Origin of the sequence: Candidatus Merdisoma sp. JLR.KK006, assembly GCF_036941035.1 — a bacterium.
Classification (GTDB): Bacteria; Bacillota; Clostridia; order Lachnospirales; family Lachnospiraceae; genus Laedolimicola.
In genome coordinates this window covers 50,813-65,268 of record NZ_JAYMNS010000021.1, presented here as the reverse complement: position 1 = coordinate 65,268, position 14,456 = coordinate 50,813, and the positions used below count along the sequence as shown (strand labels likewise).

General features: G+C 45.6%; 16 protein-coding genes and 1 pseudogene. 16 read left to right on the top strand and 1 reads right to left on the bottom strand.

Annotation, left to right across the window (positions count from 1 at the left end; all coding sequences use genetic code 11):
- Positions 1-244 precede the first annotated feature (244 nt).
- From VSQ61_RS15480 to trmD, 13 genes and pseudogenes are all read left to right on the top strand, one after another.
- Positions 245-931 carry a hypothetical protein gene (locus VSQ61_RS15480; RefSeq protein WP_334345293.1) on the top strand — a complete coding sequence of 229 codons (687 nt, stop codon included), beginning with the start codon at positions 245-247 and terminating at the stop codon, positions 929-931.
- Entirely contained in the window at positions 921-2,066 is a 1,146-nt protein-coding gene (locus tag VSQ61_RS15475; protein ID WP_334345292.1) for a hypothetical protein, read from the top strand. The genes VSQ61_RS15480 and VSQ61_RS15475 overlap by 11 nt, the downstream gene beginning before the upstream one ends.
- Positions 2,050-3,099, top strand: a complete 1,050-nt coding sequence (locus VSQ61_RS15470; RefSeq protein WP_334345291.1) for an ATP-binding protein — start codon at positions 2,050-2,052, stop codon at positions 3,097-3,099. The genes VSQ61_RS15475 and VSQ61_RS15470 overlap by 17 nt, the downstream gene beginning before the upstream one ends.
- A gap of 38 nt (positions 3,100-3,137) precedes the next feature.
- The gene (locus VSQ61_RS15465) at positions 3,138-3,329 is read left to right on the top strand and encodes a DUF6462 family protein (RefSeq protein ID WP_334345290.1); all 192 of its coding nucleotides are present in this window, start codon (positions 3,138-3,140) and stop codon (positions 3,327-3,329) included.
- Between the two features lie 103 nt (positions 3,330-3,432).
- The gene (locus tag VSQ61_RS15460; RefSeq protein ID WP_334345289.1) at positions 3,433-4,662 is read left to right on the top strand and encodes a site-specific integrase; all 1,230 of its coding nucleotides are present in this window, start codon (positions 3,433-3,435) and stop codon (positions 4,660-4,662) included.
- A 48-nt stretch (positions 4,663-4,710) separates the two neighbouring features.
- A complete protein-coding gene (locus VSQ61_RS15455; RefSeq protein ID WP_334345288.1) occupies positions 4,711-4,986 on the top strand; it encodes a type II toxin-antitoxin system RelB/DinJ family antitoxin in 276 nt (91 codons plus the stop codon).
- The gene (locus VSQ61_RS15450) at positions 4,983-5,210 is read left to right on the top strand and encodes a type II toxin-antitoxin system VapC family toxin (RefSeq protein WP_334345287.1); all 228 of its coding nucleotides are present in this window, start codon (positions 4,983-4,985) and stop codon (positions 5,208-5,210) included. The genes VSQ61_RS15455 and VSQ61_RS15450 overlap by 4 nt, the downstream gene beginning before the upstream one ends.
- A gap of 418 nt (positions 5,211-5,628) precedes the next feature.
- Entirely contained in the window at positions 5,629-5,961 is a 333-nt protein-coding gene (gene ylxM / locus VSQ61_RS15445; RefSeq protein WP_334345286.1) for a YlxM family DNA-binding protein, read from the top strand.
- Complete coding sequence (gene ffh, locus VSQ61_RS15440; protein WP_334345285.1) at positions 5,962-7,311, top strand: signal recognition particle protein; 1,350 nt, start codon at positions 5,962-5,964, stop codon at positions 7,309-7,311. It begins immediately after the preceding gene.
- 42 nt (positions 7,312-7,353) lie between these two features.
- Positions 7,354-7,599, top strand: coding sequence for a 30S ribosomal protein S16 (gene rpsP / locus VSQ61_RS15435; protein ID WP_160563593.1), 246 nt, complete (start codon positions 7,354-7,356; stop codon positions 7,597-7,599).
- Positions 7,600-7,677: 78 nt separating this feature from the next.
- Positions 7,678-7,908, top strand: coding sequence for a KH domain-containing protein (locus tag VSQ61_RS15430; RefSeq protein ID WP_160563594.1), 231 nt, complete (start codon positions 7,678-7,680; stop codon positions 7,906-7,908).
- A 63-nt stretch (positions 7,909-7,971) separates the two neighbouring features.
- Positions 7,972-8,481 (top strand): ribosome maturation factor RimM, encoded by a 510-nt coding sequence (rimM, locus tag VSQ61_RS15425; protein WP_334345284.1) that lies wholly within the window; start codon positions 7,972-7,974, stop codon positions 8,479-8,481.
- A pseudogene (gene trmD, locus VSQ61_RS22970) lies at positions 8,481-9,162 on the top strand (tRNA (guanosine(37)-N1)-methyltransferase TrmD); the annotation flags it as partial. The gene rimM and the pseudogene trmD, both read left to right, overlap by 1 nt.
- A 618-nt stretch (positions 9,163-9,780) precedes the next feature.
- Here the strand turns inward: trmD and rpmB are convergent.
- Positions 9,781-9,966 carry a 50S ribosomal protein L28 gene (rpmB, locus tag VSQ61_RS15415; RefSeq protein ID WP_160567313.1) on the bottom strand — a complete coding sequence of 62 codons (186 nt, stop codon included), beginning with the start codon at positions 9,964-9,966 and terminating at the stop codon, positions 9,781-9,783.
- Positions 9,967-10,228: 262 nt separating this feature from the next.
- On the opposite strand from rpmB, the gene VSQ61_RS15410 reads away from it, so the two are divergent.
- The 3 genes from VSQ61_RS15410 to recG are packed head-to-tail and all read left to right on the top strand — an operon-like array spanning position 10,229 to position 14,335.
- Positions 10,229-10,585, top strand: coding sequence for an Asp23/Gls24 family envelope stress response protein (locus VSQ61_RS15410; protein ID WP_334345282.1), 357 nt, complete (start codon positions 10,229-10,231; stop codon positions 10,583-10,585).
- Between the two features lie 24 nt (positions 10,586-10,609).
- Complete coding sequence (locus VSQ61_RS15405) at positions 10,610-12,271, top strand: DAK2 domain-containing protein (protein WP_334345281.1); 1,662 nt, start codon at positions 10,610-10,612, stop codon at positions 12,269-12,271.
- A gap of 12 nt (positions 12,272-12,283) precedes the next feature.
- Positions 12,284-14,335, top strand: coding sequence for an ATP-dependent DNA helicase RecG (recG, locus tag VSQ61_RS15400; protein WP_334345280.1), 2,052 nt, complete (start codon positions 12,284-12,286; stop codon positions 14,333-14,335).
- Positions 14,336-14,456: the final 121 nt, after the last annotated feature.

The following is a 14,456-nucleotide window of genomic DNA, read 5'->3' as shown; positions in this document are numbered from 1 at the left end:
TTTATTCGCCGATCTATTTTTGGATAAAAACAAGCAGGTCAATAATCTAGGAAAAACGCCCGGTCTGATTTATAGTGTCGGTGAGAGGATAAATCGGCCGATGTCTTTTCAAGAAGATTATAAATGATGACATGCAGATTGCCCACCTGTTTTACAAAAATATTTTCGACAACTCGGTTAGATGCGGGAAAAATAGAATTTGTAATCAAAATTTTGTGATTCATGTGGGCAGGAAGGAGAATCTATGATTAATAGAAATGAAATTTTGCCAGCTACTATGTATCCACAGGGGGATAGTGACAATCTTACAACAGCAGAGGCGCTCTCTAATCTTAAGATACAAGAACATTGGCAAGAGAAAGGGATCGCCCTCAACTATCAGATCCAGAAGAACATAAACGAAGTTGCCTATCAGAAAGAAAAATCTGCAATCCAGATTGAAGAAACCGTTCAGAAGGCGCAGATACGTGCAAATGTTTCTTTGGAAAAAAATCTGAAACAACTGGAGGTTATTGTTTTAGCTGACGGAAAATTGAGGCTCGAACAACAAAGGTTCGGGGAACCTCTCCAGGGTATTTTACCATTCCGCATAATCTTTTGCAAACGGTACGTTCCGGTCTTTGAGGAGCATCCGGGCATCCTCAATGTGAAATTTTATGAAGAAGAGGGAGGGTCTAAAAATTTCTGGCTTGACTTAAAGGAAGTCGTTCCCAGAACCATTAACCGCAAGTTCACAGCCCTCGGACTTTCTTTCGGTTGGGCGGGTCAAAAAGAGGCGCAATTACGTCAGCGGTTCATCGAGCAAGCAGTCAAATTGTCTGAAAAAATTGAGCTGCCGCGAGCTCACGGATGGTATATCCTCGATGGCAGCTTGCAATTTGCGTTTCCAGAGGCGCTAACTTGGAAGGAGGTAACGGCGTATGCAGGGTGAGCTTAAGGAATATTTTGAGACTCTTGAGACACTATTTGGATCAGCAACTTTGAGGATCCTGATGCTCAAAACGGTTGCAACCCTTTATCCCGCATTATCCTTTGAGGGGATTAGTCTGGAGGCTCCACTGCTGGTAGTCGTACAGAATGAGAGACAACTTCGTTCCTTGCTTGGTGTAATGCGGGGCTATGGACGACCAGTGTTGAAGTCCTTAGCGGCTCCACCGAAAGAAATCCGCAAGGCATTGGTGAATACGACTTATAATTTGATATTCTTCCGATATGCACCAGGGCGCTATTTGCTGGAGAATTTGGAGCAACTGACACAACGGGCGTCGGAGATCGATCTTTCCACTCCTTCAAATTCGCTCCTCATTATAGTACTTGCGGTTGGCGGAATCCCAGCTCGATATTTTGAAAATATGGCAGGAGCTATCTACATTCAGGATGAAGGCTCAATGGAGACTTCGATTGAGACTTTACCAGAGATTGAGCGTCCCTTTATCCTACATTGGCTGCAGACTGATAACAGGTATTTGATCAGTCAAAGTGGTGAGCCGTTGGATGTTTTCCGAACAGCAGAAGTCTTCCTGAGAGATTTTCTTAAAACTTCTGGTTGCGAGGAAGATGAGATGGAAGGTTATGAGGCAGCATTTGTAGAAGAACTGGAAAAGCTGGAAGAGGTTTGGGATACAGTTGGAGAGCCAGATGATTATGTGAACGCTTTTCGAGAGGCGCTTTTTGATGCAGCGGATTGGCTACCAAGACCTGTCTTTGACCGTAGCAAAGTTGAGGGGCTTGCTTCCGACGATTTGAAGTCCGCTATTTATATTGACTGTCATTATTATTATTTACCGTCAGCTCTTTTCGAGGCTCTCTGTAAGCCGTTGACAGGAAATGCAGGGATGACGCATGCAAAAATAATGTTGACAGAGGCCGGGCTTTTAATCCCAGAAAAAGGAGAAAATGGGCGGAACTATTTTACTCCCAAGGTTGAGATTATAACGGCCATGGGTTATAAAGAGAGAATTCGCATGATACGGCTAGCTCGGGATAAGGTGGATCGCCCTGGCACACTAAGCTTTAAGGAAATTATGGAGACAAAAGGAGGCGGTTTGGATGATCAAAATCGGTAAAACTACTGGCGGCCCACATTCATTACATATCGCTGGCGATTCCAACAACAACCATATTCTTATCCTGGGCCAAACGGGGACTGGGAAAACTACAGCCCTGCGAGAGATCAGCTACGGCATCGCAATGGATGGCGGCCGGGTACTGATGCTAAGCTTCAATGGTACCCAGGATACGATGCAGGAGGATGGATGTGTGCGACACTTTTCAATCAGAAAGCATGGATTCCCGTTTCCTGTGCTAACTCCATTGCAACGGCCAGATGGAGAATCGGAGGATGAGATGGATGTGGTTGAGGCCCTGAGCGGAGTATTTGCTACGGTCTCCAGGCTGGAGGTTCGGCAGAAGATGGCTTTGCGCAAGGCTATCAAGAGAGTGATGCATTGTTCTGACGCTATAACTGGATTCCAACAAATTGGTGCTGAGTTGCTGCAGGATCCGAAAAATAGGGAGGCTTTGTCCGTGTACGACCGGTTTTACCAGGTTTTTGCTAGGGAAAAGGCAGAGGGCTCTGTTATCAATGAGGTCATATACCCAGGGCAGATTACAATTTTGGATTTTGGAGAATTTGACCGTCCCACACAGGTTTTTTATGTTGAACTTACGTTGGCATTTTTGTGGAGAGTGGCAGCTTTTAGGGGCCCAAGCGGAAATGAACCGCTTTACCTCGTCTTGGACGAATTCCAGGACTTGAGCCTTAAAAGAAATTCCATCCTGGCTCAGCTGCTGCGAGAAGGCCGGAAATATGGCATCTCATTGTTTTTGGCGACCCAAACGCTAGAAACCTTTTCTAAAGAACAGAAAGCACTGCTCCAACAGGCTGCAACCCGGCTCTACTTTCGTCCGGCGACATGCGATATTAAAGGCATCCTGGATATGATTGGTACCAAGAATCGACAGGATCTAACAGAACTACTACGGTCGCTGGCCCGGGGCGAATGTTTAGCTGATGGGCGGTTTGAGCTGGCAGGGCAGACAATTGAACGGTCTATAAAAGTCAGCTTCCAGAGCCAAGAAGGCGATTGCCATGAATGAAAAAATGGTTTTAAAAATATTTAAGGAGGAATGGATTTATGCAAAAACGAATCAACCAAAATTCAGAAGCAATGTTTATCACAGTTGACATGGCATGTCAGCTTACAAATCTTGGGCGGAACACTGTCCGGCGGATGGCACATGAATGCAATGCAGCACGGAAAATAGGAAAAACTTTCCGGATTAATCGTGGAATTCTTCTCAATTATGTGGACAGTTTTGAGGAATGAATTAAGTATATCTCTTTAATATGGTTTTGGCAAAATTTTTACAAGTAATCGTGGGGCAGGGATTCTCTGCCCCAAAAATCATCAAAAAGAAAGGACAGAATTTATGGACAGAAAAGATAAAAAAGGCCGAAAACTGCGAGTTGGTGAATACTACGATTCCAAGAATGACCGCTACCTATTTCGCAAAATGATAAATGGAAAACGATATACCATTACGGATGAAGACCTAATAACTCTGCGCAAAAAAGCGGCCGCTCTTACAATAGATATTGAGAATAACAATATTTACACAAGAGATATGGAAAAGATGACACTGGATGAGTACTTTGAATGTTGGTGTGAAAACTCTGGAAAATCCGGTAGAAAAGCAACTACATATATGAATTATCAAGCCTATTACAATGCACATGTCAAGGGAACAGAGCTTGGAAGAATGGCAATTAGAAGCATCCGAAAAACTCATTGTCAAAAGCTCTTTAATGATATGATGAAGAAAGGATACAAAAAAAGTACACTTAACAATATGAAGGGATGTCTGTCAGTACTCTTTTCAGAAGCAGAGGATGATGATATAGTAATGAAGAATCCCTGTAAAAATATTCGTTTTATTCAGGCTGGAAAAGGAGAACGAGAAGCAATTTCAGAGGAACAGGTAGAAACGCTAATAAACTTTTTGAAAGGGGATGAAGAGTTTGCAGAATATTATCCTTTCTTTGTTATTCTATTTAATCTGGGAACCAGAATCGGAGAGGCCAGCGCAATCACCTGGGACTGCGTGGACTTTTCTAATTCAAAGATAACGATTAATAAAGCCCTTAACCGTTATCGTAAGAAAGAATATGGCTTTACAGTTGCTATAGGAAGTACCAAAAGTAAAAATGGTATTCGAACTGTGAAGGTAAACGAAATAGTTATTCGTGCTTTAAAGGAACAAAGACGGCTGCAGCTACAAAAGGAAGGGAGTGTGACAATTAAGATTCCTCGTGTAGATGATTATGGCCGTGTGATTAGCGAGATTGATAATCTGGTATTTACGCAGGCAAATGGACAGGCATGGTATGAACCTGCAGTGATTAGCCTGATCCATAGAATCGTAAAAAAGCAAAATGAGCAGGCAGAACAGAAAGGAACAGTGAAGCTTCAATATTTTACACCGCATCAGATCCGTCATACCTATACGACTATGGCATTTGAGGCGGGGGTAGATGAAAAAGAAGTAGCATTTCGATTAGGACATGCCTCTGAGATTACGACACGAGAGGTTTATACACATTTGCGAGGTCAGAAGAAACAGGAGCAAGATGAAATTGTGAATCGTATTCAAATCGGCTAATGAATATAATACACAGAAAATTTTTCAAAAGAAAAGGAGGTGCTTGTAATGGCGAAAGAGGCAACATTGCAGGTGAGGATGGATTCGGAGTTAAAGGAACAGGCAGAGCTGTTATATAAGCAGCTGGGTACATCTTTTGCAGAAGCAGTACGAATATTTGCGAGACAAAGCGTAGAGGATAGGGCTATGCCTTTTACGATGCATTTATCCTCCACTACTTCTAAAAGAACATTAGGGATTGCAAATGGGAAGTACAAAATTCCGGATAACATAGATGAGTGTAATGAGGAAATATTGGAGTTGTTTGGAGAAGAGCAGATATGAGAATATTGCTGGATACCCATATTGCTTCGTGGGCGATTGCCGATACGGCAAAACTGTCAAATGAAGCAATAACGCTTCTTGAATCAGAAAAAAATGATGTGCCAAAGCACAATGATCCGTTTGATAGGATTCTGCTTGCACAGTCAAAATGTGAGAATTTAAAATTTATAACACATGATTCTTTGATTCCCTATTATAAAGAAAGCTGTGTAATAAGTATATGAAAATGTTGTAATCGAAAAGAGTCAAATGCTGGCTCTTTTTTATGTCCAAAGATTTATACCCCATGATACCTCATTAACACATGCACCAGCTAGAGAGATTAATAACATTCAGAGAGGGTAGCAGGTAAGAAACTTTTGTACTTGACAACAAATTTTTGTGACAATTTTTGTGACAAATACAGAAGAACAGGGAATAAGACGAAATATACGCTAAGCAAAAAAGCCGCAGAAATACTGTAGATAACGCAAGATGAAACAATACAAACAACAGTTCGTAAAGAAAAAACACTTGACACCCTCGCCTTTTTTGTGTATGATAATCCAGGCAGGTGATAAGTTTGAAAGTCAACTTCCAAATCCACCCAGATGACGCAGCAAGTATGCAAAAGAGCGGACTTTGCGTCAGAAAGAGGAAACCATGGAAAAGCTTTTAGAGCAGACACTGCTGTATGATTTCTACGGAGAGCTTCTGACAGAGCACCAAAAGCAGATATACGAGGACGTGGTTCTCAACGATTACACCTTAAGCGAAGTGGCCCAGGAGCGAGGCATCAGCAGGCAGGGTGTACATGATCTCATCAAGCGGTGCAATCGAATCCTGCAGGAGTACGAGGCAAAGCTGCACCTGGTAGAGCGGTTCCTGACCATCAAGAGCCGGATAGAACAGATGGAGCATTCCCTGAGAGATACACAGGCGCCGGACAAGGAACAGCTGATTCGGCAGCTACAGGACATATTGGAGAATTTATAGATGGCATTTGAGAGTTTATCCGATAAATTGCAGAATGTATTCAAGAACCTGCGAGGCAAGGGACGTCTCACGGAAGCGGATGTAAAGGCAGCCTTAAAGGAAGTAAAGATGGCTCTTCTGGAAGCCGACGTAAGCTTTAAGGTAGTGAAGCAGTTCATCAAGTCTGTGGAAGCACGTGCGGTAGGCACCGACGTGATGAACAGTCTGACTCCGGGCCAGATGGTGATCAAGATTGTCCATGAGGAGATGATTCACCTTATGGGAAGTGATACCACAGAGCTCAAGCTTAAGGGCGGCAGCGAAGTGACCGTTCTCATGATGATGGGACTTCAGGGTGCCGGTAAAACCACCACGGCGGCCAAGATTGCCGGAAAGCTGAAAAGCAAGGGAAGAAAGCCTTTGCTTGTGGCCTGCGACGTATACCGTCCCGCAGCCATTAAGCAGCTTCAGGTAAACGGAGAAAAGCAGGGCGTAGAAGTATTCACCATGGGCGATAATCAAAAGCCGGTGAATATAGCCAAGGGTGCATATGAGCATGCGAAGAAGAACGGCTTCAATGTTCTGATTCTGGATACGGCCGGCCGTCTTCATGTAGATGAGGATATGATGGCGGAGCTTCAGGAGATTGCATCCAATCTTGAGATTGATCAGGCACTTCTTACCGTAGATGCCATGACAGGCCAGGATGCAGTCAATGTGGCAAGTACCTTTGACGAGAAGATCGGGATTGACGGAGTGATTCTTACCAAGCTGGACGGCGATACCAGAGGCGGTGCCGCATTGTCCATCAAGGCAGTAACCGGAAAGCCCATCCTTTATGTAGGCATGGGGGAGAAGCTCAGCGATCTGGAGCAGTTCTATCCCGACCGCATGGCTTCCAGAATCTTAGGCATGGGTGACGTGCTGACACTGATTGAGAAAGCCCAGGAGACGGTGGATGAGGAAAAGGCCAAGACCATGACCCAGAAGCTAAAGAAGAACCAGTTTGGCTTTGACGATTATCTGGAAAGTATGAACCAGATGCGAAAGATGGGGGGCTTAACTAGTATCCTTTCCATGATGCCGGGAGTGGGAAGTCAGCTAAAGGGCCTGGAAGATGCCATTGACGAAAAGAAAATGGCACAGATAGAGGCAATTATCCTGTCCATGACCCCAAAGGAACGCTCCAACCCGGAGGTGCTCAATCCGTCCAGAAAGCATCGAATAGCCAAGGGAGCAGGCGTAGACATCGCAGAGGTCAACCGCCTGGTAAAGCAGTTTAGTGAGATGCGTAAGATGATGAAGCAGATGCCCGGTATGATGGGCGGCAAAGGTTTTGGTAAAAGGGGACGTTTTCGAATGCCCTTTTAACATAAAAGCAAAAGAAGAAATCAAATTTTGGAGGTGAAAGAGATGGCAGTAAAGATTAGATTGAGAAGAATGGGTCAGAAGAAAGCTCCTTTCTATAGAATTATCGTAGCAGATTCCAGATCCCCGAGAGACGGCAGATTCATCGAGGAGATTGGCACCTACGATCCGAGTACAGACCCCAGCACATTCAACGTAGACGTTGAGGCAGCAAAGAAATGGCTGAACAATGGTGCACAGCCCACAGAGGTAGTAGGCAAGATCCTGAAAGCCGCTGGTGTTGAGAAATAAGCCACAAAGCTTTAAAAAAGGCAACAGCGTTGTTATTGCTCATAGAATGGGCAGCGGCGACGCATTCGGAGGAAAGATATGAAAGAATTAGTAGAGGTGATTGCAAAATCACTGGTAGAGCATCCGGAAGAAGTTGCTGTGACAGAGACGGAGAATGAGAAAACCATTCTCGTTGAGCTTCGGGTGGCACCGTCCGACATGGGAAAGGTGATCGGCAAGCAGGGCCGTATCGCAAAGGCGATCCGCTGTGTGGTAAAAGCAGCAGCATCAAAGGAAGAAAAAAAGGTTGTAGTGGAGATTCTACAGTAGAATTTACACAAAACAGACAGGCGGGTGGAGACACCCGCTGTTTTTCAATCAGAGGAGATGAAAATGGAGTCATATTTAAGGGTAGGCGTTATCGCATCCACTCACGGCTTAAAGGGTGAGGTTAAGGTATTTCCCACCACAGACAATCCGGAGCGTTTTCGAGAATTAAAGCAGGTGCTTCTGGATACCGGAAATGAATATAAATCCCTCAATGTGGCCGGTGTGAAATTTTTCAAAAACCAGGTCATTTTGAAGTTTCGGGAATTTCATGATATCAATGAAGTAGAGCAATATAAGGGAAAGGATCTGCTGGTGACACGGGATCAGGCAGTTCCTTTGGAGGAAAATGAGAATTTTATCACAGATCTCATAGACATGGAGGTCTACACGGACGAGGGCGAGCGTCTGGGAAGCTTAACAGATGTATTGCAGACGGGAGCAAATGATGTTTATGTAGTCAGGACAGACGAAAGGAAAGAAGTACTTCTTCCAGCCATTCCTTCCTGTATTTTAGAGGTAAATGTAGAAGAGGCACGAATGACGGTACACATACTGGAAGGATTGTTGGAGTGATGAACTATCATGTATTAACTCTGTTTCCCGAAATGATTATAAATGGGCTGAACACCAGTATTTTAGGACGGGCCATAGAAAAAGGCACGATTCATCTGGAGGCCGTGGACATTCGTGACTACACGGAGGATAAGCACAGAAAGGTGGATGATTATCCCTATGGGGGCGGCGCAGGAATGGTCATGCAGGCTGAACCGGTCTTTCGGGCCTGTGAAGCGGTGCAAAGTCGGATAGTGGGGAAGAGGGCAAGAGTGATCTATGTAACCCCTCAGGGCCGTGTGTTTCATCAGGCTATGGCAAAGGAGCTTTCAAAGGAAGAAGATTTGATTTTCCTCTGCGGACATTATGAGGGCATAGATGAACGTGTGCTGGAGGAAGTGGTCACGGATTATATATCCATTGGAGACTATGTGCTCACCGGCGGAGAGCTTCCTGCCATGGTGATGATTGATGCCATTTCCCGTCTGGTTCCGGGAGTTTTAAGTAATGAGGTGTCGGCGGAGTTTGAGAGCTTTCATGACAGCCTGCTGGAATATCCCCAGTACAGCCGTCCGGAGGTTTGGAATGGAAAGCCGGTTCCCCGGGTTCTTCTTAGCGGAGATCATGACCGGATTGAGGATTGGCGAAGAGAGCAGTCTATTCTGCGGACCAAAGAGCGGCGTCCGGATCTCTATGGACAGTACCAAAAAGAACAGAAATCCATCAAAAACCTAAAAAATCTGCCTAGAAAAAGACTGAAAGTGGTTTTGATGGAAGAAAGTGTATTTCAGGAAAAACCAATAAAAGGAGAAATAATAAAAGAGGAAGGGACAGAAAATAAGATTAGAAAAGATGATCTGCAAAGCTGCCGGATACAGGAATTTCAGGAGCTGGTTCAGGAATTGGGCTTGAAGCTTAAGCTTGTATCAGGTAAGGAGCCAGAGAGGTTCCGAAAAGCTTTGGAGACAGAAAAAGCGGGAAAACGTGAGGTTTTAGTATTCACATCTTCGGTTCAGGGAGTCCTTGAGGCACGAAAGGACAAGCTTCGGACGATTTATTTCCCGGCAGATACTGAGGAACAAGAGCCAAAGGAACTGATTTATTATAGGAAGATTTCGGATCTGCTGGAAGGAATGGCGGTTCTGCGGCGGTTGGTTTAAGTTAAAAAAACAAGCTTGCCGTGCCGCCATGAATCAAAGTCGGTAATGGCGCCTGGGAATCCCTGAACCCAGCTTTCTGCTGCGCAAAAAAGGGTATTTCATAGAAAAAAAGAAGCTGTCGCAACCGCAACAGCTTCTTTTAAACATTCACTCTCAAATTCTACGCTCTTTCCACTTTGCCGGATCTCAGACAAGAAGTACAAACGTACATCTTCTTGGATCCCCCATCAACCTTAACTCGAACGGACTTAACATTGGATTTCCACATCTTATTGGATCGTCTATGTGAATGACTTACAGCATTTCCGAAGTGAGCGCCTTTTTCACAAATTGCACATTTAGCCATCTTAGCACCTCCTTGATCTTTAGTGAACCCTATATATGGGCTCGCAACAAATGTTATTCTAGCAGAAAGTACTATATTTTGCAAGTATTAATTTGAAAATATTGCAACTTTTTGAGAAACTGGTTAAAATTTGAAAAACTACTTTGAATTTTAACGGAAAGAGGGTATACTGTCCATATAGTGTATTTTACAAGTAATTCGCTTTTCACATACCGGCACGAAAGGCCGGGCATGTTAAAAAACATAAATGGAGGTAATCATAATGAAGGGACTTATGAATACACAACTAGGTGCAGTAATTATCGACCCGGAAGTGATAGCCAAGTACGCCGGCTCGGTAGCAGTAGAATGCTTCGGCATTGTAGGCATGGCTATGGTAAATGTTCGAGAGGGCATTGTAAAGCTGCTTCGGGGAGACAATCTGACCAGAGGCGTCAACGTACAGATAAATGACAACCGAATCACATTGTCCTTCCACGTTATCGTGTCCTACGGAGTGAGCATCTCCGCAGTATCCGATAATCTGATCAGCAACGTAAAGTATAAGGTAGAAGAATTCACTGGTATGTCCATAGAGAAAATCAACATCTTTGTAGAAGGTGTAAGGGTAATAGACTAATAGCAGGAGGAGTTTAGCAGAGTTATGAAAACCATAGATGTAGAAACACTGACAAAGATGTTTTTGGCCGGTGCCAAGAACCTGGAGGCAAAAAAGGAATGGATCAATGAGCTGAATGTATTTCCCGTTCCGGACGGAGACACAGGAACCAATATGACCCTGACCATTATGTCAGCCGCTTCCGAGGTAAATAACCTGCCAGTGCGCACCATGGAAGCCGTGGCAAAGGCAATATCTTCCGGCTCCTTAAGAGGGGCAAGAGGCAACTCCGGCGTTATCCTTTCTCAGCTCCTTCGAGGATTTACCAAAGGAATCCGGGGATATGAGACACTGGATACCGTGAAGTTTGCCAATGCATTTCAAAAAGCAGTGGAGACCGCTTACAAAGCAGTTATGAAGCCTAAGGAGGGAACGATCCTCACTGTGGCCAGAGGTGCGGCAGACAAGGCATCCGAGCTGGCATTGACAGAGGACGAACTGGACGTATTCTTCTTGGGAATTATCGAAGAAGCAGAGGCAGTGCTTCAGAAGACACCTGACCTTCTTCCGGTATTAAAGGAAGCCGGCGTGGTGGATTCCGGCGGACAAGGTCTGGTAGAGGTTTTAAAAGGCGCTTATGATGCATTTCTCGGCAAGGAGATTGACTACACCTTCGAAGCGCCCAAGGCAGCGCCGGTGAAGATCAGCGCCCAGACGGAAGCAGATATTAAGTTCGGATACTGTACCGAATTTATTATTATGCTGGATAAAGAATTTTCCCCTGAGACAGAGCATGAATTCAAGCAGTTCCTGGAATCGATTGGTGATTCCATTGTGTGCGTGGCAGACGATGACATTGTTAAGATCCACGTACATACCAATCATCCCGGGCAGGCCATCGAAAAGGCTTTGACCTACGGCTCGCTGTCCCGGCTGAAGATTGATAATATGCGTGAAGAACATGAAGAAAAGTTAATCAAGGATGCTTCCCGAATTGCTGCCCGGCAGGCAGAGGAGGAAGCTGCGAAGAAGGCTGCACAGCCCAGAAAAGAGATGGGCTTCATTTCCGTGTCCATTGGAGAAGGAATCGGAGAGATTTTTAAGGGACTTGGAGTGGATTACCTGATTGAAGGCGGCCAGACCATGAATCCCAGCACCGAGGATATGCTGAATGCCATTGAGCAGGTTCATGCAGATCATATTTTTATCCTGCCGAATAATAAGAACATTATTCTGGCGGCAAATCAGGCACAGGCCTTGTGTAAGGATAAGGACATTATTGTAGTTCCCACCAAGACGGTTCCCCAGGGAATCACGGCCATGATCAACTATATCCCCGATATGTCTCCGAAGGAGAATGAAGAGAGGATGGCAGAGGAGATTCAAAATGTAAAGACCGGGCAGGTGACTTATGCAGTCCGGGATACCCATCTGGATGACAAGGAGATCAAAGAGGGCGACATTATGGGAATCGGCGATCATTCCATTTTGTCCGTAGGCAGTGAGATTGCAGGCGTAACCCTTGATATGTTTAAGGAGCTGGTAGATGAGGATTCCGAGCTTATCAGTATTTACTATGGAGAGGGAGTCAGCGAGGATGAGGCGCAGGCTATGGGCGAGAAGCTTGGGGAAGCCTATCCGGACTGCGATATTGAGGTGCATTTCGGAGGCCAGCCCATTTACTATTATGTTGTATCAGTAGAGTAAGGAAATACAGATATGGATTCACCAATTACAAGTATTAAGGGAATTGGAGAAAAAACAGCTGCGCTCTTTCATCGTGTCGGTGTTGACACGGTGGGAGAGCTGTTGTCATATTATCCCAGAAATTATGATATATATGAAGAACCGGTAACCTTTGCGAATCTGAAAAAGGAGCAGATACAGGCTGTCACAGGTTTTGTCAGGAAGGTGCCGGCAGTGTCGAAGACGAGACGCTATGCGGTGACAACGGTGGTTTTGGAGGAATTCGGGGAGTATCTTCATCTTACCTGGTTCAACATGCCGTTCTTGAAAAATATCATTTCTCCGGGAAGTACTTATATTTTCCGGGGACGCGTCCAAAAGAAAAAGGGACGGCTCGTTATGGAGCAGCCGGAATATTTCACACCAGAGGCTTATAGAGAAAAGCTGGATACCATGCAGCCCATTTATGGACTGACTGCCGGACTTTCCAATAAAACCGTTTCCAAAGCCGTGAGGCAGGCTTTGGATGAGAGAGATCTGAATCCGGAATATCTGCCGGAGGAGATTCGTATGGATCAGGAGCTGGCGGAGTACAATTTTGCTCTTCGTACCATCCATTTTCCGGTGAAATGGGAGGATCTGCTCCTGGCAAGAAGGCGGCTGGTGTTTGACGAATTTTTTCTGTTCATTCTGTCTCTGCGCCAGATGAAGGAGGCGGCGGAGGTTCAGAAGAATGAGTGTCCCATGACAACGGTCAGGGAGACGGAGGCGCTTTTGAAGTCTCTGCCTTATGAGCTTACGGGGGCGCAGAAAAAGGTTTGGGAGGAGCTTAAGGCAGATCTGGCAGGAGAGCGGGCTATGAGCCGCCTGATTCAGGGGGACGTGGGTTCCGGAAAGACGGTAGTTGCTCTTCTGGCTCTGGTCTGTGCTGTGGGCAACGGATATCAGGGGGCTTTGATGGCACCAACGGAGGTTCTGGCAAGACAGCACGGACAGTCCATTCAGGAGATGCTTGAGGCAGCAGGACTTCCCATTCATACAGTAGTTTTGACAGGGTCCATGTCTGCAAAGGAAAAACGGCTGGCATACGAGCAGATTGAGAGCGGACAGGCAGGAATTGCGGTAGGTACTCATGCTCTGATACAGAGTCAGGTGCATTTTAAGCGGCTGGGTCTGGTGGTGACGGATGAACAGCACCGGTTTGGTGTGCGTCAGAGAGAGACACTGGCAGCGAAGGGCGGCGTTCCTCATGTGCTTGTTATGAGCGCCACACCGATTCCAAGGACCCTGGCTATTATTCTCTATGGAGACTTGGACATTTCCGTGTTGGATGAGCTGCCGGGAGGCAGGCTTCCCATCAAGAATTGTGTGGTGGATGAGAGTTGCCGGGCAACGGCTTACCGGTTTATGGAAAAGGAGATTGCAGCCGGACGGCAGGTCTATGTAATCTGCGCTATGGTGGAGGACAATCCGGAGCTTGAACTGGAAAATGTGGTAGATTATACCGAGAAGCTGAAAGGCGCTATGGATGCGTCCATTGCCATTGAATATCTTCATGGAAAAATGAAGGCTTCCGAAAAAAATTCCATTATGGAACGCTTTGCGGCAGGGGAGATTCAGGTGTTGGTGTCAACTACGGTAGTGGAGGTAGGAGTTAATGTGCCCAATGCTACGGTTATGATGGTGGAGAATGCGGAGCGCTTCGGATTGGCGCAACTTCATCAGCTTCGGGGCCGAGTGGGCAGAGGGAAGCATCAGTCTTACTGCATCTTTGTCAGTGGAAATGACAACCCGGATACGAAAAAACGTCTGGAGATTCTGAATAAGTCCAATGACGGTTTTTATATTGCAAGCGAGGATCTGAAGCTTCGGGGGCCGGGGGATCTCTTTGGCATCCGCCAGAGCGGACTTCTGGAGTTTAAAATCGGGGATGTGTTTACGGATGCCGGAATTCTTAAGGCGGCCAGTGAAGAGGCGGCGAAGCTGATGAAGCAGGATCCTGTATTGTCTAAGGAAGAGCATAAGGAGCTGCAAAAAAAGCTTGCAGCTTACCGGATGGCAGGAAGCGGAAATATGAGCCTGTAATCCCCCACATTGACTTTTACAGGTTTTATGGTAAACTGATACAGAGTTTTGAAACGCAATATCTCTGCAGTGCCGGAAGGAATCGCAGGGATATTGCGGAATTATATATAGACGGGATGTG